The following is an 18,957-nucleotide window of genomic DNA, read 5'->3' as shown; positions in this document are numbered from 1 at the left end:
AAGGATAGGACCATGGCTGGCAACAACGCACTGCAAAAGCCTGTGACACTTACATCGGATCTGGAGAATGTCGTGGGCAAAGGCCCAATGACGCGTGCCCAGGTGACCTCGAAGGTCTGGGAATACATCAAGGCAAACAGCCTTCAGGACAGCAAGGACAAGCGTCAGATCAATCCGGATGCCAAGCTTGGCGCCGTGATTGGCAAAGACCAGATCTCCATGTTCAAGATGACTGCTGCGGTGTCCAAGCACCTTAGCTGATTCAGTTCGTGTGGCGGGCGAAGGGCCAATTGGTTGCTTCGCTCGCCCACAACGCCAGCCAGATGATAATCGGCTGCGCGATCATGCGCGGAATATGATAGCCAAGGCCCAGGCCTCCATCATCCCGCGCCATATCCATTGCGAAGTGATGGATGTTGGCAGGCCATACGCACAGCGCGTATAATGCCAGCCCGACCCCTGCGGCCCGCATGAGCGGCTTCGAGACTGGCTGCACCAGAGCTGCCGCACCGAGCAATTCAGCAATCCCGGTAAGCCAGACAACAAAGTCCGGCTGGGGAACCCATGGCGGCATGATTGCCATGAAGAAGTCAGGATTGGCGAGGTGTTGCCAACCTGCATAGCCATAGAAAAAGGCCAGCAGCCAGCGGAATGCTGTGCGGATCATGCTTCTGACCGTAAGCTCCGATCCCCGACGGTCAATTCGATTACCCGTCCTGACGGTTCGGCTCCAGTTGCGAAGGGGCACCATGCAAGACACTGGCGTTATCCCACGGCCCTCAGCAGCGGAATCTGAACATAGCCTTCCCGCTTGCACCTCCTATGCCTGAGGGTAGGGTGCGAGCAATCGTTCCAGATGGAGATATCGGATGAAATATTGGCCACTGATTGCTGCGGGACTATGCGTTGCATCGCCCGGGCTTGCGCAGTCTCCCGAAGAGGTTGCCGACGCCGCGCTTGAGGCGGCTCCGGTCTGGGATGGCCACAACGATGTCCCGATCCAGCTGCGCGCGCGATATGGAAATGTGATCGGTGACCTAGATTTTCAGGATACGACCGATACAGGCGATGAAGCCAACGATATCAGAGCGATGCATACCGACCTCGCACGACTGCGCGCGGGGAAGGTTGGTGCCCAATGGTGGTCGGTCTATGTCAGCGCGTCGCTGGACGAGCCGGAAGCCGTCCAGGCCACAATCGAGCAGATCGACGTTACGAAGCGTTTGATCGCACGGTATCCGAACGATCTCGGTCTTGCGCTCACTGCCGATGATGTTGAGCGTGAGATGGCAGCAGGACGCATCGCTTCCCTTTTGGGTATGGAGGGAGGGCATTCCATCGGATCGAGCTTAGCGGTCTTGCGCCAGACCTATGCCTTGGGCGCCCGCTACATGACATTGACGCATTCCAAAACGTTGAGCTGGGCCGACAGTTCGACCGACACGCCCAAACATGGCGGTCTGACCAGTTTTGGTAAGGACCTGGTTCGCGAGATGAATCGCATTGGAATGCTGGTGGACCTCAGCCATGTTAGCGAAGCCGTTATGATGGACGCTCTCGACATTGCGCGTGCCCCGGTGATCTTCAGCCATTCAAATGCGCGGGCAATCAACGGTCATGCACGCAACGTTCCGGACAGCGTGCTGGCGCGGCTTCCGGCCAATGGAGGGATCATAATGGTCACCTTCGTGCCTGGGTTTTTGAGCGAGCCAGCGCGGCAATGGAACGCCAATCGCGCCGGCGAAAAAGCGCGGCTTGAAGCGCTTTGGCGGGGACAGCCCGATGAAGTGACGCGCCTTTTGGCGGAATGGGACGCTACCAATCCATTGCCCCAATCATCGATCGCGGAAACGGCTGACCATATCGACCATGTTCGCAAGATTGCGGGCATAGATGCCATCGGCATTGGTGGCGACTTTGATGGCATTCCGTTTGCGCCACCTGGATTGGAAGACGTTTCCGGCTACCCGGCTCTGTTCACCGAACTTGCGCGGCGCGGGTATACACAGAGCGATCTGGAGAAGATCAGCTTCCGTAATATGATGCGGGTCATGCGCGCAGCCGAAGCCGCCAAGGCAGAATTGGCACAGCTGCCTCCCTACGAATACCCTGCTGGCGAGGCGCGCTAGCTATCGTCGGCGGTGTCCGGAAGCTCGCTGGGATCGGTCGACGCCATCTCCTCAAGCTCTTCCTCGGACATGCTCTCAAACATTCGCTCGGACGCGCCGCGGAGATCCGCTTTGTCAGTCTCGCCGCGTTTGGCCGAAAGAGCCGCTCCTGCTGCTTGTTGCTGCGCCTTGGACTTCGCATCGGGCATCAGGTGTCTTGTGCCTCCAGCTCCGAACCGCGTTTCAGCACTTCGTCACCGTCTTCCTGCTTGATAAGGTAAGCAGGATTGTCGGCATCACCATCCTTCGTCACTTCGGAGCCCTGAAGCGTCCGCGTGACTTCACGCTCGAAACGTTCCTGGATCTGGCCTTTCCCTTCGCCATTGCCCCAGTTCCATTTCACATACTGATTAGTTTGAAAGCTGTTGGAATTGCTCATAAAAGTTCCCTTACGCTTGATTGTGGGTGAGGTGTTGGCACCGAAAATTTCGCGCTGGCGATTTCTGGAGGAACTAGAACTCGTCGGCGTCCTCACTCACGATGCCGTCAGTGTCATCGCCCTCTTCCGCTTGCGACTGGATGATGCCGGTCGCCGTCATTTCTTCTTCGACATCGCCTTGCGACAACGCACCGCTGATCCAGATGATCGACAGCAAAATGATTGCCAGCAGCGTTCCGATTCCGAGGACCCAGCGCATCGCGCCCGTCTTGGTGCCGCCACTTGCTTCTGTTTCGTCGACGTGAATCTCGCCGTTTCGGTTTTCCATGATTTCCTCCGATCCGTAATGTCTGATGCCAGACTCTACGGATTGCGGGACAACATGTTCCTCAATCGCGCAGCAACTCGTTAATTCCGGTTTTCTCGCGTGTCTGGGCATCAACTGTCTTGACGATAACCGCACAAGCCAGAGAGGGGCCGCCATCCGGATCGGGAAGCGTGCCCGGAACGACCACAGAATAGGGTGGAATATGGCCACGGATGACTTCGCCGGTAGTGCGATGCACGATCTTGGTTGATTGAGTAACGAAGACGCCCATGGCGACCACACTGCCTTCGCCGACAATGACCCCCTCGACGATTTCCGATCTGGCGCCGATAAAACAATTGTCGCCGATAATTGTCGGGTTTGCCTGGAGAGGCTCCAAGACGCCGCCAATTCCTGCGCCGGCAGAAATGTGGCAATTGGTACCGACCTGGGCACAGCTGCCCACGCTCGCCCATGTGTCGATCATGGTGCCGTCACCAACATAGGCCCCGATATTGGTAAAGCTGGGCATCAATACAGTGTCCCGCCCGATGTAGCTGCCCCGTCGTGCGATGGCTCCTGGAACTACGCGGAATCCGGCCTGCCGGAACTTGGCGTCATCCCATCCCTCAAACTTGCTTGGAACCTTGTCGAAAGCCGGGGCGCCCACTGCGCCTTCGATTACTGCGTTTTCGCGTAAGCGGAACGACAAGAGCACGGCTTTCTTGAGCCATTGATTGACGGTCCAGCCACCGTTTCCGTCCGGCTGGGCAACGCGGGCGCTGCCATCATCGAGCATGGCAATGGCTTGCTCTACTGCCTCGCTCACATCGGTGCTGTCTGGCGTCACAGAGGCGCGTTCGTCCCATGCCTTCTCGATGGTTGTTTGCAATGCGGCGGTCATGCTGGCTCCAGTTCCGGTCAAACTTCTTTGTTCGGGATGGCTGCTAGCTGGGCGATGGTGGCTCGGCAAGAATGGAGAGGTGTAAAGTGTACTCTAGGGGTGGTCGTTCATGTGATCTTTAAGTTAGATCAGCGATTGGGCGTACGGAAAGGGTCTCTGCATGAACAATCCGAGTTTGTTGGCTGCCTTGCGCAGCGGAACCGCAATGGGCGCATGTCTCGCGCTTGTCGCTTGCGGCGGCGGCGGCGGCGGTGTTTCCAGTTCCCCACCTCCAGTTTCGACCCCAGCGCCAAGCCCGTCACCCACACCAACGCCGACGCCTACTCCCACCCCGACACCTACTCCGACTCCGACCCCAACTCCCACACCTTCCCCAACGTCGAATTTCAATACCCCTGAGACACGGCGTTCGGAGGGGCCGGAATTCCACAACGCAATCTCGGCTTGGACCGACGGAGTGACTGGTGCGGGATCAACCATAGCGATCATCGACACCGGGATTGATTCTGACAGCCCCGAATTTGCGGGCCGCATCCATCCGGATTCTACTGACGTAGCGGGCAATTCCACCTTTGAGGCAGTGGATGATCACGGAACGAATGTTGCGTTGGTGGCAGGGGCGGCTTTTGACGGAAACGGCGTCGTTGGGATCGCCTTCGATGCGAGCATCCTGGCGTTACGCGCGGACGAACCTGATAGTTGTACCGCAAGCGAGGATGACGCTGACCTCGATGGGTGCGTGTTTTTCGACCGGGATATTGCGCGCGGCGTCGACCAAGCGGTTGCTTCGGGGGCAACCGTTATCAATCTCAGCCTCGGGGGCAGTGCTCCGACCCAGCGCCTGAACGATGCGATCGCGCGCGCTGCCGCGGCTGGCATTGTGATCGTGGTGGCAGCTGGAAATGACGGTGATAGCACCGAGGCAGGCATTGATCCCGACAATCCCGATCCATTCGCATCCGGCATCCTTGCCGCTGGCGGAAGCAATGTGATTATTGTGGGTTCGGTCAATGATGCGCGCGAGATCTCCGATTTCAGCAATCGGGCAGGCAACGGAGCCAGTTCGTTTCTGAGCGCCCGGGGCGAACGAATCTGCTGCGTCTATGAAGACGGCACTTTGCAGATCACGACTGAGGCTAACGGCGACAGGTTCGTGACTCTTTTTTCCGGCACCAGCTTTGCGGCCCCGCAGGTCGCTGGTGCGGTGGCGCTGCTTGCTCAGGCCTTTCCCAACCTTACCGGAACAGAAATTGTCGAAATCCTCCTCGATAGCGCCAGTGATGTCGGCACGGCGGGGGTCGATTCGATCTTTGGCCGTGGTATCCTGGATATTGCCCGTGCGCTTCAGCCGCAGGGAACCACCAGAGTCGCAGGAACCAGCAGCGTTCTCGCGTTGGCAGATGACACCGGCACGGGCTCGGGGCCGATGGGTGATGCCCTGGTCAATGTGCCGATAGAAATTGTCATCCTCGACAAGTATGACCGTGCCTACTCTTACAATTTTGGTTCGCGCTTGCGCGGTGCGTCAGTCTTGCCGCGTGTGCGCGGGGCGGTCGAGCGACGTGGACAACGTGTTGTGGCGGGCAACGATCAGGTTGCGCTGGCATTCACAGTCGACCGAGATGGAGCAGCCTCTGGTGCCAATCCATTGCGACTGAACGCAGTCGATGCAGAGCAGGCCCGGGTTCTTGCAGGACAGGTTGCTCTCAAAGTCTCGGGCAAGACGAAATTGGGATTTGCCTTCTCTCAAAGTGCTGACGGCATTGCGGCACACTTGCAGGGCAAAAAGCGCCCGGCCTTCTTGATCGCCGGCGATGCAGCTGGCGATACGGGGTTCGCCCGCAGCGAGGATGCAGCCCTCGCTATCCGTCAACAGGTCGGCCCGTTCGGGGTCACGATGAAAGCTTCGAACGGAGAGGCTTGGCTGGGTGCATTACGTGATGGCGTTGATAGCACCGGAAGAGGGCGAGAACGCTATGGTCTTGCCCAATTCGGAGTGGCTCTCGATCGCCAGTTCGGACGCCTGAACGCGAGCATCGGAGCGGACTGGCTGCGCGAGGATCGCACAGTCCTCGGAGCGTTCCTCCACGATGCGTTCGGCGCGAATGGTGCCGACAGCTACTTTCTTGATGCATCCCTCGGCTTCGATCTGGCTTCGGACGTTTGGGTGGGGGCCAATGTGCGTCAAGGGATCACCAGGGCGCGACAGGCAGGCCTTGTTGGTACTGGATCAACATTCCGCAGCAGTGCCTGGTCGATCGATTTTGTGAAAGGCAACACTTTCCAAACGAGCGACACGTTGGGCTTCCGAATATCGCAGCCATTGCGGGTGGGAAGCGGAGGCCTCAATCTGAGTTTGCCCGTCAGTTACGACTACGCAACCGAAGCGGCCGTATTCGACACGCGCAGCATATCGCTATCGCCCGAGGGGCGCGAGCTTCTGGCTGAGATCGCCTGGCGGGGATACGGATTCGGCGGCAATCTGGCGATCAGCGCGTTTTATCGCCGGGACCCGGGGCATTACGCAGGATCGCCGGACGACAAAGGGCTGGTGCTACGCTGGAACCGTGGTTTCTAGGCAGGCATTCCTGCATCGATCGCAAACCCGTAAGCGCGCTCGATCAGAGGGGTTACCCGGTCACTCATTTGTTTTGCATGGGCTGACGATGCCGTGCCATCAATCACCCGCTTCTTGATCCCCTGCATAATACCGGCGAGCCTGAACAGGTTGTAGGCAAAGTACCAATCCATCGGGGGTACGGGATAGCCCGTTCGATCAACGTAACGATCAACAGCCTCCTGGACTGTCGGAATGCCCAGTTCGGCCAAATCAAGGCCGAGCAATCCGGCACGCCCGTCGGCAGGCTGGAACCAGTTGAGCATCAGGTAACTGAAGTCGGCAATCGGGTCGCCCAGCGTCGACAATTCCCAGTCGAGGACAGCGATCACGCGGTTCTCGGTCTTGTGGAAGATCATGTTGTCGAGACGATAGTCACCGTGAACGACACTGCTTTCATGCTGCGGCGGGATCGTTTCGGGCAGCCATTCGATCAACCGCTCCATTTTGGGCTGATGTTCGGTTTCCGACAGCTTGTATTGCTTGGTCCAGCGACTGATCTGGCGCGCACAATAGTCAACCGGCTTGCCAAAATTCCCAAGTCCGATCTCGTCGGGTTTCTTGGTATGCATGTCGGCCATGGTGTCGATCATGTCATTGTAGATCTCGCGCCGGTCTGCCGCGCTGACCCCGGGAAGGGAGCCGTTCCACAAAGATCGCCCATCGGCCATGCTCATTACGAAGAATTTCGAACCGAGCACTTCAGGATCTTCGCACAGGCCATAGGTCCGCGGCACGGGAAAGCCGGTCGGGAACAGGCCGGTCATCGCCTTGTATTCCCGATCGACCGCATGGGCACTTGGTAGAAGCTTGCCAAAGGGCTGACGCCTCAGGACGTAGGAAGTGCCAGGGGTGTCGACCCGATAGGTCGGGTTCGATTGGCCGCCCTTGAACTTGCTGTAGGTGATCGGCCCTGAATAGCCTTCCACATTGGCTTCGAACCAAGCCGTTAGCTTGTCCAGATCGAGCTGGTCCTGCTCCGGCACATCAATCGTGCCGACCATTTCCTTGTCGAAATCGATCGGTTGTTCTGTCGTGTCTGCCATTAGTCGAAAACGATCACGCTGCGTGCGGAGTGCCCGTCACGCATCTTGTCGAACCCCTTGTTGATGTCGTCCAATGCAATCCGTTCTGCGATGATGGTGTCGAGATCCAGCAAACCGCGCATGTAGAAGTCGACCAGTCGCGGCAAATCGACCGGGAAGTGGTTCTCCCCCATGATCGCGCCTTGCAGTTTCTTGCCGCTGAGCAGGTCCATCGCGCCAAGCCCGACTTTACAATCAAGCGGCATCATACCGAGAATGATCGCGGTTCCGCCGCGCCGCAGCGATGCCACAGCGAGATCGGCCGAAGCCTGCCTACCCACTGCCTCGATCCCGTAATGTACACCGCCACCCGAAATTTCCAGGATTTGCTTGGTCGCATCATCGGCCAGTGCATCAACGGTGTGCGTTGCCCCGAGAACCTTCGCCAAATCGCGCTTTTCCTGAAGCGGATCGGCAGCGATCACCTTCCCCGCTCCAGCGATCTTGGCCGCATTGATTGCCGCAAGGCCAACACCGCCGCAACCAACCACAAGAACAGTTTCGCCCGGGGTGACATTGGCAGCATTGAAGATCGTACCGGCACCTGTCGTCACGGCACAGCCAATCACCGCCGCGCGATCGAGAGGCATGTCCTTGTCGATGGAGACGCAGGCGTTTTCATGGATCAGCATCTGTTCGCTAAATGCAGACAGATTGAGCATCTGGTTCACCAGTTCGCCGCCATTGCGCGTGATTCGCGGTGCACCCTCGGGCCCACGACGCGTGTTGGCACCCATGCACAAGGCCATCCGGCCCGTGACGCAGAATTCGCATTGGCCACAAAAGGCACTAAGGCAGGACACGACGTGATCGCCGGGTTTGACCGAGCGGACTTCGCTTCCCACAGCCCGGACCACACCCGCTGCCTCATGGCCCGGAATGGCCGGCAAGGCATGCGGATAGGACCCATCGATAAAGTGCAGATCGGAATGACACAGGCCGCAAGCCTTGGTGTCGATCAACACTTCATGCGGGGCGGGATCGGCGACTTCGACATCGCCGATCACCAGCCCTTGACCGGGCTGTTCGAGAATTGCTGCCTTTGCCATGGGTGCCCTTTCTTACCGCGTTACGGCCATATCGCCCGAGCTGATACTCGAAGTGTCAGGCGCCGAGCCGGCACCATCGCGCAGGGCGTTGGCGGTTGGACCTGCCTGCGGCGGGTGCTTGCCAAGTTCCATGCGGGCAATGGAGCGCGCGTGTACCTCATCCGGACCGTCCGCCAGGCGCAACGTACGCTGATGGGCATAGGCTGACGCGAGACCGTAGTCTTCGGACACGCCGCCGCCGCCATGAGCTTGGATCGCATCGTCGATAATGCGCAGGGCCATATTGGGCGCCTGTACTTTGATCATGGCGATTTCCTGCTTGGCGCTCTTGTTGCCGACCTTGTCCATCATGTCTGCCGCCTTGAGGCAGAGCAGGCGGGTCATGTCGATATCGATACGGGCGCGAGCGATGCGTTCTTCCCATACCGAGTGCTTGTAGATCGGCTTGCCGAAGGCTTCGCGTTCCTGAAGCCGCTTGCACATTTTTTCGAGCGCTTCTTCTGCCACGCCGATGGTGCGCATGCAGTGGTGGATGCGGCCTGGGCCTAGGCGGCCCTGGGCAATCTCGAACCCGCGCCCTTCACCGAGGAGCACGTTCTCAACCGGTACGCGGACGTCTTTCAGTTCCACTTCCATGTGCCCGTGCGGCGCATCGTCATAACCGAACACCGGAAGGTGCCGGATGATATTCACGCCGGGCGTGTCGATCGGCACCAGAACCTGCGATTGCTGCGCGTGGCGCTGCGCTTCGGTATTGGTCTTGCCCATCACGATCGCGACCTTGCAGCGCGGATCGCCAAGGCCGGACGACCACCACTTGCGGCCGTTGATTACATAATGATCGCCATCACGAACCATCTTGGTTTCGATGTTGGTCGCATCGGATGATGCAGTGTTCGGCTCTGTCATCAGGAAGGCCGAACGGACCTCGCCGTTCATCAGCGGGGTTAGCCACTCTTCCTTCTGAGCGAGGGTACCGTAGCGGTGGAACACTTCCATATTGCCAGTGTCCGGCGCGGAGCAGTTAAAGACTTCGGAAGCGAAGCCGATCCGGCCCATTTCCTCGGCGCACAGTGCATATTCGAGGTTGGTCAGGCCGGGGCCTTCGAATTCGAAGCTTTCCTCGACATGATGATGCCCGTCATTGCGCGGAGGCATGAACAGGTTCCAGATGCCTTGGCCTCTCGCCTTCGCCTTCAAATCCTCAACGACCTGGATCACCTTCCAGCGATCACCTTCGGCATCCTGCGCCTTGTAAGTGTCCACCGCCGGGCGAATGTCGCTATCGATGAAGCCTTTGACCCGGTCGCGCCAATATTGCTGTCGTTCGGTAGGTTCGAAATCCATGATCGTGCCTCTCTTTATGGTATCGTGATTCTATTTGGCGTGACCGTGGCAGAGGGCGCACGGCGCGCCAAGGGTTGTTTTTGATGATGTCAGGGCGTGATCGAATGTGCATCCGGATCTGCGCGCAGCGCATCTTCGATTGGATCGTCGTGGGTCGCTTTCCCGCTTGCTGCGCGTGCGGCAATCCGGGTCTCATGCTGCTCACGCGTGATGGGGAACCGGCTGAGCCAGAAAGCAGCAATCAACGCCAGCGCAGCTCCCGCGGCGAGGTAAAACACAGTCAATTGGGTAATGACATCCTGCGAAACCTGATCCTGCGGAGTACCTTGCTCAATGCCGAGCGACTGGATGATAAGGCTGGTGGTCAGGATGCCGACACCGGTGGCACATTTCTGCACCAGCCAGTTGCCAGAATAAAACGTGCCTTCAGCGCGTTTGCCGGTCCGTTCCTCAAATGCCTCCACGATTTCCGCCACCATCGACGTGGCCGATATGATTGAGACTACCGAGCCGGTGTTTGCAAAGATCAGTAGAAGCAGCACCGAATAGGTCGAAACCGCTGACCCCGGTTCCGGCCAAAGGCCGAGCAGTAAAAGCATGTAGGGCGTGAAATAGAAAATCAAAGCGACTAAGGCGCCTGCAGCTGCTGAGGCAGGCTTCCCGAACCTGCGGTGCAGCGGACCTACAATGGTGAACATGATCAGGACCGATATGGCCAACATCCCCGGATAGAGCTGGAATGCCAGCTCATCGAATTTCCAGACGTAGTTGTTGACGTATTGGGTGATGGAAAAGTTCATTCCCTGTCCGACATAAGCGGCGAGACCGCCCGCTGCGAAAATCAGGAATGCTTTCTCCCGGAATGCGTCGAAGATTTCGCTGAATGCCCCGCCGAAGGAGAAGGGCGGGGGGCGTCTCGGCGGACGCTTGGCCACGATCTTGTGCTGTCCGGTTGCCGATCCAAGCACGGAAAGAACCATCAAGCCGGCACCGAACATGCCCATCAATGCGTAACCATCCGCTTCCAATTGCGCTTCGGGAGTGGGCAGGAAGATGGTGAACGCCAGGACCATCATCAGCATCCCTCCAAGCCAACCCGATAGGAACCGATAGCGGAAAAGCGTTGTACGCTCGTCATAGTCATCCGTGATTTCTGGCACGAGGCTGACCGATGGGACTTCGCAAGCGGACAGCAGCAACCGGACGCCCACAGCCAGTGCAACGATCTCCCAAAAACTCGGCACGCCAACGAAGGGCGGCGACCATAGCATGGTCCACATGAAGGCCAGCGGGATTGGCGCGATGTAGAGCCACGGCAGGCGGCGACCCCATCTGGTGTAAGTCCGGTCGGACAGATGCCCGATCAGGGGATCGATGAAGGCATCGACAATCAGTGCAGTTGCAAGGGCCGCCCCGACCAGCCACGCCTCTACACCCAACACCAGATTGTAATAGGGTAGCAAGAAGAAGCTGAACCCCAGATCCTTCACCCCGAATGCAATCGCACCCGATCCGTGAATGAACTTCAGCTTCTGGGGAATCTTCCCCTGGACGAAGCCCATCTAGCTATCGGCCTGCTTTGCCGCTTCTTCCATTTTTTCAAGGGCATCGAACATACGTGGCGAGTCCTCGTCCCAGCTTTCGCGGGGGCCGATCGTTATGCCGCCATCGACAATCAGGCTGGTGCCAGTCACGAAGCCAGCTGCCTCGCTGGCCAGATAGGCGCAGGCTTCTGCGATATCTGCTGGTTGCCCGCCACGTTTGACCGGCTGCGCGTTGGAGCTCATCTGGGCGATGACGCCCTTGGCCATTGCCTTTTGCTCTTCCGGAATCTCCAGCGATGACGTGAAGATATTGGTGTTGATGAAGCCGGGCTGGATCGCGTTTACGCGAATGCCGAATTGGGCCAGGTCTGCGGCAGCCATCTTGGTCAAGTGCAAGACGCCTGCCTTGGCGACAGCATAAGCGGTCGGCGAATATCCCGGACCCACAGCAGCAACGCTGGACACATTGACGAATGATGCGCCGGGGCGCCCCTTCATATGAGGTACCGCATAGCGGATCCCGAATGCGACAGCGCGGAGCAACAGATCCATCGTGCGATCCCAATCGGCAGGCTCGATTTCGTGGATCTTTTCACGTGCTCCACCAGCACCGGCATTGTTGAATACGACGTCTATCCCGCCGGTTTCGGACCCCGCCCGATCCATAAGCGCCTTGATATCGTCTGTGCTCGAAACGTCGCAATGCTGATACCGGATTACACCTTCCGAGGACGCCTCCAGCTCTGCCCCTGCTGCGTCGTTGATATCGGAGGCATACACCGTCGCACCCTCTCGGGCGAACAGTCTGGCACTCTCAAGCCCTATTCCCGAAGCTGCACCGGTAATGACAACTGTTTTGCCGGAGAATCGCATTCTCTCTCTCCCATTTCATTTTGAAACTAGCTTAGGCGCACGAAGGACTGCGTCAACGGAACTCTCGCGGACGCTACGGAAAGGCCACCGCCAAAAGTGCGCCTTGCAGGATTGGCGCGAATCCCCTTAACGTGAACGTCAATCCAAGCGGCCCAGAGCCGCTGACAAAGTCATGAGAGGAACTTGACGCCATGTCTGATCTGGAAACCTTCCGCAGCGAAACAAGAGCGTGGCTTGAGGCGAATTGCCCGGCCGAGATGCGCGAACCGGTACGCGATGACGGGGATGTCTATTGGGGTGGCCGCAACGCAACCTTCAAGAGCGACGCACAGAAGGCCTGGTTCGAAGCTTGCCGCGACAAAGGCTACACCGTTCCTGCCTGGCCGAAAGAATATGGCGGCGCCGGCCTGTCTCCGGCGGAGGCCAAGGTCCTGCGTGAGGTAATGGCGTCGATCAACGCACGCCCGCCGCTCTCCAGCTTTGGTATCTGGATGCTGGGCCCGGCGCTTCTGCATTTCGGCACCGAAGGCCAGAAGCAGCGTTTCCTCAATGAAATCGCCCGTGGCGAAATCCGCTGGTGCCAGGGCTATTCGGAACCTGGCAGCGGTTCGGATCTCGTTTCACTTCAAACCTATGGTGAAGACAAGGGTGATCACTGGGTCGTTAATGGCCAAAAGGTATGGACCTCTTACGCTGACAAGGCGGACTGGATTTTCTGTCTCGTCCGCACTGACAAGAATGACAAGTATCGCGGTATCACATTCATGCTGTTTGATATGGCAACCGCAGGAGCCTCGACGAAACCTATCCTGCTGATCAGCGGCAACAGCCCGTTCTGCGAGACCTTTTTCGATGATGTCAAAGTCCCGAAGAGCTACGGTGAAGATGTTCCTGCGCAAGTTGGCGAAATCAATCGCGGTTGGGACGTCGCCAAATATCTCTTGGGTCACGAGCGAGAGATGATTTCGGGTGCCGATGGCGGCAATACCGGCACGATTGGCGGCGCACTCAGCCGTAACTCGGTAGATATGGATCCTTTGCTGCGTGCCGAACTGGCCATGTTCGATGTCGATGCGCTGGCTTATGCCGCGATGGGTGAGAAATTCCTCGACGAGATCAAGGTCGGCAAGGCGCATCCGGCGCAACCGAACATGATGAAATATGCCGGTACCGAGCTCAACAAGCGCCGCCACGAATTGATCATGAGCGCCGGCGGTTCGACCGCGTTGGAATGGGACAGCGAAGAAACCGAAGGCGGCAAACCTTCGCGCAACTGGCTGCGGACCAAAGCGAATTCGATCGAAGGCGGCACTAGCGAAGTCATGCTGAACGTGATTTCCAAGCGCATTCTCGAGCTACCCGGCGGCTAACCATCAACATGCCACTCCCGGTCTAGGGCCGGGGTGTTGCAAGGCCAGGTCGGGCCGAGAGCGACCATCTCCCGGCTTTGCGTCGGGGTGACGGAATAGGGACAGGACTTATGCCACTTTATCACAATGACGATCAGGCGATGCTGGCCGAAAGCGCCGGCCAGTTCATGGGCGAAGAGGGAGCCATCGCAAGACAATTGCGCCATTGGCGCGATCGCGATTGCAAAGACGGCTTCGGCCACGACTTGTGGAAGCAATTTGGCGAGATGGGCTTCACTGGCATCCTTGTAGACGAGGATAATGGCGGGCTTGGCATGGGCCATGTCGAGGCCGGGATTGTGCTGGAAGAAGTAGGCCGAAACCTCACACCATCACCTTTCCTCACCTCGTCCGTATTGGCCGCGACTGCACTCAAGCACGGCAGTGACGACATGCGTGGTCGCTACCTGCCCGGGCTGGTTGCAGGAGACAGCGTGTTTGCTGTCGCCGTCGATGAAGGGGCCAAGCACAACCCATCGCGCATCGCTACGCGTGCTGAAAAATCGGGCAACGGTTTCAAGCTTTCAGGTAAGAAGGATTTCGTTATCCAGGGCGCCAGTGCCGACATGCTGGTTGTCGCGGCGCGAACATCAGGATCGGATGGCGACGAGAACGGCATTACGTTGTTTGCCGTGCCCAAAGACGCAACGAATATGAGCCATGATGCTGTCCGCCTGGTCGACAGTTCGATGGCAACGCACACCACATTCGATGCTGTGGAACTGGACGGCGATGCAGTGATCGGCGAGGTCGACAATGGCCGCGCAATCCTCGACGCAATGCTCGATGCCGGCCGCGTTGGGAGTGCCGCCGAAGGTGTCGGAGTAGCGCGCGGTGCGATGGACCTGACGGTCGACTACCTCAAGCAGCGCAAGCAGTTCGGTACATTGATCGGTGAATTCCAGGCTCTGCAGCATCGGGCTGCGCATCTCTATTCTGAAGTCGAGATTGCGCGCGCTGCTGTGATCAAGGCGCAGCAACTGCTTGATGGAGACAGCGATAAAGCGAGCCTGATGGCGTCGGTCGCCAAAGCGAAAGTTGCCAAGACTGCCGGTCTGGCAGTGCGCGAGGGCGTGCAGATGCATGGCGGCATCGGGATGACAGACGAATATGATATCGGCCTGTATATGAAGCGCGATCGTGCGCTGCAGGAATTCCTGGGCGACGCCTATTTCCACGCCAATCGCGTGGCCGAGCTCAGCGGTTACTGATCGGGAGAGATACACATGATGAACCTGAAAGACTTGTTCGGCCTCGACGGCAAAATCGCACTGGTAACCGGCGGGAGCCGGGGCATTGGCAAGATGATTGTCGAAGGCTTGCTGGAAGCGGGCTGTGCAAAAGTCTACATCGCGGCACGCAAGCAGGAGCAGGTCGACGCCACCTGCGCCGAACTGGGTGACAAGGTTATCGGCCTCACTGCCGACCTGTCGCAGTTGGACGGTATCAAGCAATTGGCCGGAGAGATCGCGAGCCGCGAGGACAAGCTCGATCTGCTGGTCAACAATGCCGGCGCCGCATGGGGCGAACCATTTGCCGAATTCAGCGAAGCGGGCTGGGACCGCACGATGGATTTGAACGTGAAGGGCCCGTTTTTCCTGACGCAGCAGCTACACAAGCTGCTCAAGGCGGCAGGCACCGTCGAACGTCCGGCCAAGGTCCTGATGATCGCATCGATCGACGGGATGAAGACCAATCCGTGGGAAACCTACCCCTATCAGGCATCGAAGGCCGGTCTGATCCACCTTACCCGGCGCATGGCAGCAGAGCTGGTGCGCGACAACATCATCGTCAACGGCATCGGCCCGGGCGCTTTCCCGAGCGCCATGAACCGCGCCGCACGCGACAACGAGGCGCTCGTTGCCAAGGGCATCCCGAGCAAGCGGGTCGGCGTGACCGAGGACATGGCAGCAGGTGCCATCTATCTGCTTAGCCGTGCCGGAGACTATGTGGTCGGCACGACGATCCCGATCGATGGCGGCGTAGTGAATGCCAATATCGGGGCGGGGAATTTCGTCGACCCGTCGGGCGAATAGGGGCAAGCCCTCCAACCACATCCGGATAGTGCAGGGGCCGTTGGAGCAATCTGACGGCCCCTTTCTTGTGCCCGGAGCAGAGACGCTTGTGGAACACCAAACGAAGGTTGCAAGACCGTGACCTTCCGTAAAAATTGTTTGATTGCAATGCTATGATGGCCGGTCCCGTCGCGAGGGTGTGACTTTCGGCGAAGAGGATGATGCATCCGGGATCGGTCGGAATCCTGCGCAACGATTTCAAAGAGCAAGCCCCGCAATAGCGTAGGGCAGGGTTGTAGGAAAAACCGCGTTCGTCGCTCGGCTGAGGGAAATCTGACATGTCTGCTTTTGACCCGAATCGTGGCCATCAAGAACAGGAACGACAGAGCCAATTCGGATCCGGCCTTACAATCACTGCCTCACGTCCCCATATTGATGGTACGTCATTCCGGTATGTTGGCCGGAGCACTGTCTGACGGTGTCTCTTCAAGATCAGAATTTTTTTGATTGGCTTTCCTGAGACAGGATTAGCAATCGCAATGTTCGGGTGTTCGACAGACCGAAACGGGCGATCCCGCAGGACTGCCTGATATGGCTTCCTGAAAGCACGCCCGAAGGGATGCCGAGATGGCCAAATCACAAAGAAAATCCAAGCGCGAAATCCGCAAACCAAAAGCGGAAAAGGTCAAGACCAACGCCTCCCAACCCTCGCAAAAAGCTGGCACCGTTCCAGGGCTGGAACACATGAAGAGCGGACGCGGGAAGTGACCGTCCAGTCGCGCCCAACAGTAGCGCTGTGTCGTGCAGAAGAAGCGCGCCAGCGCATGTTATCGTTGACGGAGCCGCTGCGCAATCGCCGCAATATTGCTGCGACAGCAGCCAGAGCCTGGGAAGCAGAAGCCGACCGTGCCGAAGAGCGTGAAGCCAAAGTGTCGATACCTCTGAGTAAGGAAGATGCCGACATCGCCCGAGAATTCGTTGACGAGGCGAATGCTCGAAGGGCCAAAGATGCTCATTAGAGACTTGGTGATTCTTGGCTTGGCGTCGTTGCTTGCGATCCTGTTCATCGGCCTGGCAATTGCGTATTTTTGTTACCGCAAATCAAGGCCCAAATGACATGGCGGATAGCGGGATGAAGGCGCGCTGATCGGATAGCAAATCCTTGTATATCACACCGTTACGAAAACGGCAGCAATGGAAGCTGCCCCGTTTCCTACAAGTTGTCCGTGGCGGCCTTGAAATCTGACAAGACGCGACTTGATGCCATCGCGGAATGTCTAGCTGCGCCTTGCTTCAGATCAATTTCGAGCAAATAGGGTGCTATGAAGCCAGCGTAATCATCCTTGCGCTGCTGTGGTAAGCCGATCCATCCAGTGATCGTGTTGCGACAATTTGTCTTGCCGCAAGAGCACGAACCAGGGAAATGCTCGATGCGATAATTGCGCATGGCATAATCATACGTCGCTTCGTCCCCTGCCAGGATACTCTCCATCGCGACAATATTATGAGCACCGGATTCATTGATCATGATGCCGCAATTCGGACTACAGGAATGATTGAATATCGAACTCAGTCCGATGTGAAAACCAAACCTCGTCTTGCTCACTTGCGAGGCATGAGAATGGTTCGTGACTGAAGCATTTTCGAGCACACCCGTATAAAGTATGTCGCCTCTTTTGAATGGCTTGAGGGCAAAGATTCCTTCACCCCGGCCAGGTGTCGAACGACGTTCGATCACCGCAGTCATGAGACATTCCTCTTGCACGTCTGAAGTGAAGTTCGAGCGTCGCCGATCCACATGTCGAACAAAGGATATTGCGCTACGCCTAACCTTTTCCGAGCCGTCCGGATGAGCTTTTCACAGTGCCCGATACCGCCACTTGCGCCCATCGCAGGTCTGGCAAAGGCAATTTCCATCAATGCAATTTGATGATCATAGAGAAGTTTGTTGAGGTCCAATTAGCAATCTCCCGGATGCGGGAGCGCAATGGTCTCTCAGTCGAGGATGAGCATCTAGATGGCGCCTCGATAGACACAACATGGTCTGGCAGGTGCCAGTTACAAGGTCGTTACGACCGGTTTCGGGTCGGCCCATTCGGGAATGAAGGCTTCCCACCGCAATATCGGCCGATGCCGGCCAACCGTCCTTGCTTTGGAAAGTCTCTAACGCAGCGAACTCTTCGCCTCGCGAAATGTCACCATCCGGCGCTGCTCTTCGTCCCACAATGCGAGGACCAGGGGCTTGATTGTCTGCCTTGTTGTGAAGCGATTGACCTCCGTCAGTGCCGGGAATTCGCGTAGCACTTCGGGCAGGCGGTAGAACGGGATCCGGCTGGCCAGATGGTGGACGTGGTGGATGCCGATATTGCCCGTGAACCATTGCAGCACGGCTGGCAGTTTGAGGTAGGAGCTGCCCGCCAGTGCCGCCTCGTGGAATGACCAGTCTTCCTTGCGGTCCCAATGGGCGTTTTCGAACTGGTGCTGGATGTAGAACAGCCACACGCCCATGCTGGCGGCAGTCAGCAAAACCGGAAAAAACACCAGCGCAACGGTAGCAAGGCCGAAGACCCAGGCCAGCGCCGCGAGCAGGGCAATAAGCCCGACATTGGTTGCCATCGCGCTGACCCAATAGCGCATGCCTTCCTTCATCAGGCCGATCGGCAGGCGGTGGCGCAGCAGGAAAAGGTAGGCCGGGCCCAGGCCGAGCAGAACGGCAGGATGGCGATAGACACGATAACCCAGCCGTTGGAGGCGGGAGCTTTCACGATATTCGCGCACGGTCATCAGGTCGACATCGCCAAACCCGCGCGCATCCAGATTGCCCGTTGCGGCGTGATGCAGCGCGTGGCTGCGGCGCCAGCAATCATAGGGTGTGAGCGTTAGTACGCCGAGAGCGCGCCCGATCCAGTCATTGCCCGAACGGCTCTTTAGAAACGCGCCATGCCCGCAATCGTGCTGGATAATAAACAGTCGCAGCAGGAGCAGGCCGGCCGCCGGGGCGAGGGCCAATGCCAGCCAGTAGCCAGCATCGAGCGCGAAGAGCATGGCCGCAAAAAGGGCTACAAAAGGCAGCAGTGTGATGCCCAGCTCGTACCAGCTGCGCACGGCCTTGGGGGCATGAAACACCTTGAGTGCACGGCCCAGTTCCTTGGCATCGATCTCGGCCATCGGGGCTCCGTCGCTGTCACGAACAGCTGCGGCGGGGAGGGGGTCTTGCATTCGGGCAGGGTCACTTTCGGTTGTCACAGATTGGATGCTAG

19 protein-coding genes are annotated in these 18,957 nt (G+C 58.2%); 7 read left to right on the top strand and 12 right to left on the bottom strand.

Features of this window, described 5'->3' with window-relative positions; all coding sequences use genetic code 11:
* Positions 1 to 12 precede the first annotated feature (12 nt).
* Positions 13 to 261, top strand: coding sequence for an SWIB/MDM2 domain-containing protein (locus ABD653_RS06145; RefSeq protein ID WP_160777871.1), 249 nt, complete (start codon positions 13 to 15; stop codon positions 259 to 261).
* A gap of 1 nt (position 262) precedes the next feature.
* Here ABD653_RS06145 and ABD653_RS06140 read toward each other — a convergent pair whose 3' ends face one another.
* The gene (locus ABD653_RS06140; protein WP_160777870.1) at positions 263 to 667 is read right to left on the bottom strand and encodes a DoxX family protein; all 405 of its coding nucleotides are present in this window, start codon (positions 665 to 667) and stop codon (positions 263 to 265) included.
* A 202-nt stretch (positions 668 to 869) separates the two neighbouring features.
* Here ABD653_RS06140 and ABD653_RS06135 point away from each other — a divergent pair, with 202 nt between their 5' ends.
* A complete protein-coding gene (locus ABD653_RS06135; RefSeq protein WP_160777869.1) occupies positions 870 to 2,129 on the top strand; it encodes a dipeptidase in 1,260 nt (419 codons plus the stop codon).
* Here the strand turns inward: ABD653_RS06135 and ABD653_RS06130 are convergent.
* The 4 genes from ABD653_RS06130 to dapD all read right to left on the bottom strand — a co-directional run bounded on the left by ABD653_RS06130 (position 2,126) and on the right by dapD (position 3,758).
* On the bottom strand, positions 2,126 to 2,317 hold the full coding sequence (locus ABD653_RS06130; protein ID WP_160777868.1) for a DUF3008 family protein: 192 nt from the start codon (positions 2,315 to 2,317) through the stop codon (positions 2,126 to 2,128). The genes ABD653_RS06135 and ABD653_RS06130 overlap by 4 nt on opposite strands.
* Positions 2,317 to 2,547: a hypervirulence associated TUDOR domain-containing protein gene (locus tag ABD653_RS06125; protein ID WP_160777867.1), complete on the bottom strand. Its 231-nt coding sequence runs from the start codon at positions 2,545 to 2,547 to the stop codon at positions 2,317 to 2,319. Before ABD653_RS06125 ends, ABD653_RS06130 begins: the two co-directional genes overlap by 1 nt.
* A gap of 73 nt (positions 2,548 to 2,620) precedes the next feature.
* A complete protein-coding gene (locus ABD653_RS06120; protein WP_199801059.1) occupies positions 2,621 to 2,875 on the bottom strand; it encodes a hypothetical protein in 255 nt (84 codons plus the stop codon).
* Between the two features lie 61 nt (positions 2,876 to 2,936).
* Positions 2,937 to 3,758, bottom strand: a complete 822-nt coding sequence (dapD, locus tag ABD653_RS06115) for a 2,3,4,5-tetrahydropyridine-2,6-dicarboxylate N-succinyltransferase (RefSeq protein WP_160777866.1) — start codon at positions 3,756 to 3,758, stop codon at positions 2,937 to 2,939.
* A 457-nt stretch (positions 3,759 to 4,215) separates the two neighbouring features.
* On the opposite strand from dapD, the gene ABD653_RS06110 reads away from it, so the two are divergent.
* Positions 4,216 to 6,336 carry a S8 family peptidase gene (locus ABD653_RS06110; protein ID WP_325065345.1) on the top strand — a complete coding sequence of 707 codons (2,121 nt, stop codon included), beginning with the start codon at positions 4,216 to 4,218 and terminating at the stop codon, positions 6,334 to 6,336.
* On the opposite strand, the gene ABD653_RS06105 is transcribed toward ABD653_RS06110, so the two are convergent.
* From ABD653_RS06105 to ABD653_RS06085, 5 genes are all read right to left on the bottom strand, one after another.
* Positions 6,333 to 7,421, bottom strand: coding sequence for a phosphotransferase family protein (locus ABD653_RS06105; RefSeq protein WP_160777864.1), 1,089 nt, complete (start codon positions 7,419 to 7,421; stop codon positions 6,333 to 6,335). The genes ABD653_RS06110 and ABD653_RS06105 overlap by 4 nt on opposite strands.
* Complete coding sequence (locus ABD653_RS06100) at positions 7,421 to 8,509, bottom strand: Zn-dependent alcohol dehydrogenase (protein WP_160777863.1); 1,089 nt, start codon at positions 8,507 to 8,509, stop codon at positions 7,421 to 7,423. The genes ABD653_RS06105 and ABD653_RS06100 overlap by 1 nt, the downstream gene beginning before the upstream one ends.
* Positions 8,510 to 8,521: 12 nt before the next feature.
* Positions 8,522 to 9,856, bottom strand: coding sequence for an acyl-CoA dehydrogenase family protein (locus tag ABD653_RS06095; protein ID WP_160777862.1), 1,335 nt, complete (start codon positions 9,854 to 9,856; stop codon positions 8,522 to 8,524).
* Positions 9,857 to 9,945: 89 nt separating this feature from the next.
* Positions 9,946 to 11,418, bottom strand: coding sequence for an MFS transporter (locus ABD653_RS06090; protein WP_160777861.1), 1,473 nt, complete (start codon positions 11,416 to 11,418; stop codon positions 9,946 to 9,948).
* On the bottom strand, positions 11,419 to 12,273 hold the full coding sequence (locus ABD653_RS06085) for an SDR family NAD(P)-dependent oxidoreductase (protein WP_160777860.1): 855 nt from the start codon (positions 12,271 to 12,273) through the stop codon (positions 11,419 to 11,421). It abuts the gene before it with no gap.
* A 191-nt stretch (positions 12,274 to 12,464) separates the two neighbouring features.
* Between ABD653_RS06085 and ABD653_RS06080 the strand changes: the two genes are divergently transcribed.
* The 4 genes from ABD653_RS06080 (at position 12,465) to ABD653_RS06065 (ending at position 16,716) form a co-directional block, all read left to right on the top strand.
* A complete protein-coding gene (locus ABD653_RS06080) occupies positions 12,465 to 13,643 on the top strand; it encodes an acyl-CoA dehydrogenase family protein (protein ID WP_160777859.1) in 1,179 nt (392 codons plus the stop codon).
* A 110-nt stretch (positions 13,644 to 13,753) separates the two neighbouring features.
* Positions 13,754 to 14,893 carry an acyl-CoA dehydrogenase family protein gene (locus tag ABD653_RS06075; protein ID WP_160777858.1) on the top strand — a complete coding sequence of 380 codons (1,140 nt, stop codon included), beginning with the start codon at positions 13,754 to 13,756 and terminating at the stop codon, positions 14,891 to 14,893.
* A gap of 18 nt (positions 14,894 to 14,911) precedes the next feature.
* Complete coding sequence (locus tag ABD653_RS06070) at positions 14,912 to 15,718, top strand: SDR family NAD(P)-dependent oxidoreductase (protein WP_160780254.1); 807 nt, start codon at positions 14,912 to 14,914, stop codon at positions 15,716 to 15,718.
* A gap of 743 nt (positions 15,719 to 16,461) precedes the next feature.
* The gene (locus tag ABD653_RS06065) at positions 16,462 to 16,716 is read left to right on the top strand and encodes a hypothetical protein (protein WP_344705312.1); all 255 of its coding nucleotides are present in this window, start codon (positions 16,462 to 16,464) and stop codon (positions 16,714 to 16,716) included.
* A 194-nt stretch (positions 16,717 to 16,910) separates the two neighbouring features.
* On the opposite strand, the gene ABD653_RS06060 is transcribed toward ABD653_RS06065, so the two are convergent.
* Entirely contained in the window at positions 16,911 to 17,444 is a 534-nt protein-coding gene (locus tag ABD653_RS06060; RefSeq protein WP_160777856.1) for an SET domain-containing protein-lysine N-methyltransferase, read from the bottom strand.
* Between the two features lie 416 nt (positions 17,445 to 17,860).
* Positions 17,861 to 18,916 (bottom strand): fatty acid desaturase, encoded by a 1,056-nt coding sequence (locus ABD653_RS06055; RefSeq protein ID WP_160777855.1) that lies wholly within the window; start codon positions 18,914 to 18,916, stop codon positions 17,861 to 17,863.
* Positions 18,917 to 18,957: the final 41 nt, after the last annotated feature.

The organism is Parerythrobacter jejuensis (genome assembly GCF_039536765.1).
GTDB lineage: Bacteria > Pseudomonadota > Alphaproteobacteria > Sphingomonadales > Sphingomonadaceae > Parerythrobacter > Parerythrobacter jejuensis.
Note: the sequence above shows the minus strand (reverse complement) of the source record. Positions and strands in the feature narration are given on the sequence as shown.

Coding starts and splice junctions, on each gene's coding strand:
- ABD653_RS06145 (WP_160777871.1), top strand. CDS start 13: ATGGCTGGCAACAACGCACTGCAAAAGCCTGTGACACTTACATCGGAT.
- ABD653_RS06140 (WP_160777870.1), bottom strand. CDS start 667: ATGATCCGCACAGCATTCCGCTGGCTGCTGGCCTTTTTCTATGGCTAT.
- ABD653_RS06135 (WP_160777869.1), top strand. CDS start 870: ATGAAATATTGGCCACTGATTGCTGCGGGACTATGCGTTGCATCGCCC.
- ABD653_RS06130 (WP_160777868.1), bottom strand. CDS start 2,317: ATGCCCGATGCGAAGTCCAAGGCGCAGCAACAAGCAGCAGGAGCGGCT.
- ABD653_RS06125 (WP_160777867.1), bottom strand. CDS start 2,547: ATGAGCAATTCCAACAGCTTTCAAACTAATCAGTATGTGAAATGGAAC.
- ABD653_RS06120 (WP_199801059.1), bottom strand. CDS start 2,875: ATGGAAAACCGAAACGGCGAGATTCACGTCGACGAAACAGAAGCAAGT.
- dapD (WP_160777866.1), bottom strand. CDS start 3,758: ATGACCGCCGCATTGCAAACAACCATCGAGAAGGCATGGGACGAACGC.
- ABD653_RS06105 (WP_160777864.1), bottom strand. CDS start 7,421: ATGGCAGACACGACAGAACAACCGATCGATTTCGACAAGGAAATGGTC.
- ABD653_RS06100 (WP_160777863.1), bottom strand. CDS start 8,509: ATGGCAAAGGCAGCAATTCTCGAACAGCCCGGTCAAGGGCTGGTGATC.
- ABD653_RS06095 (WP_160777862.1), bottom strand. CDS start 9,856: ATGGATTTCGAACCTACCGAACGACAGCAATATTGGCGCGACCGGGTC.
- ABD653_RS06090 (WP_160777861.1), bottom strand. CDS start 11,418: ATGGGCTTCGTCCAGGGGAAGATTCCCCAGAAGCTGAAGTTCATTCAC.
- ABD653_RS06085 (WP_160777860.1), bottom strand. CDS start 12,273: ATGCGATTCTCCGGCAAAACAGTTGTCATTACCGGTGCAGCTTCGGGA.
- ABD653_RS06080 (WP_160777859.1), top strand. CDS start 12,465: ATGTCTGATCTGGAAACCTTCCGCAGCGAAACAAGAGCGTGGCTTGAG.
- ABD653_RS06075 (WP_160777858.1), top strand. CDS start 13,754: ATGCCACTTTATCACAATGACGATCAGGCGATGCTGGCCGAAAGCGCC.
- ABD653_RS06070 (WP_160780254.1), top strand. CDS start 14,912: ATGAACCTGAAAGACTTGTTCGGCCTCGACGGCAAAATCGCACTGGTA.
- ABD653_RS06060 (WP_160777856.1), bottom strand. CDS start 17,444: ATGACTGCGGTGATCGAACGTCGTTCGACACCTGGCCGGGGTGAAGGA.
- ABD653_RS06055 (WP_160777855.1), bottom strand. CDS start 18,916: ATGCAAGACCCCCTCCCCGCCGCAGCTGTTCGTGACAGCGACGGAGCC.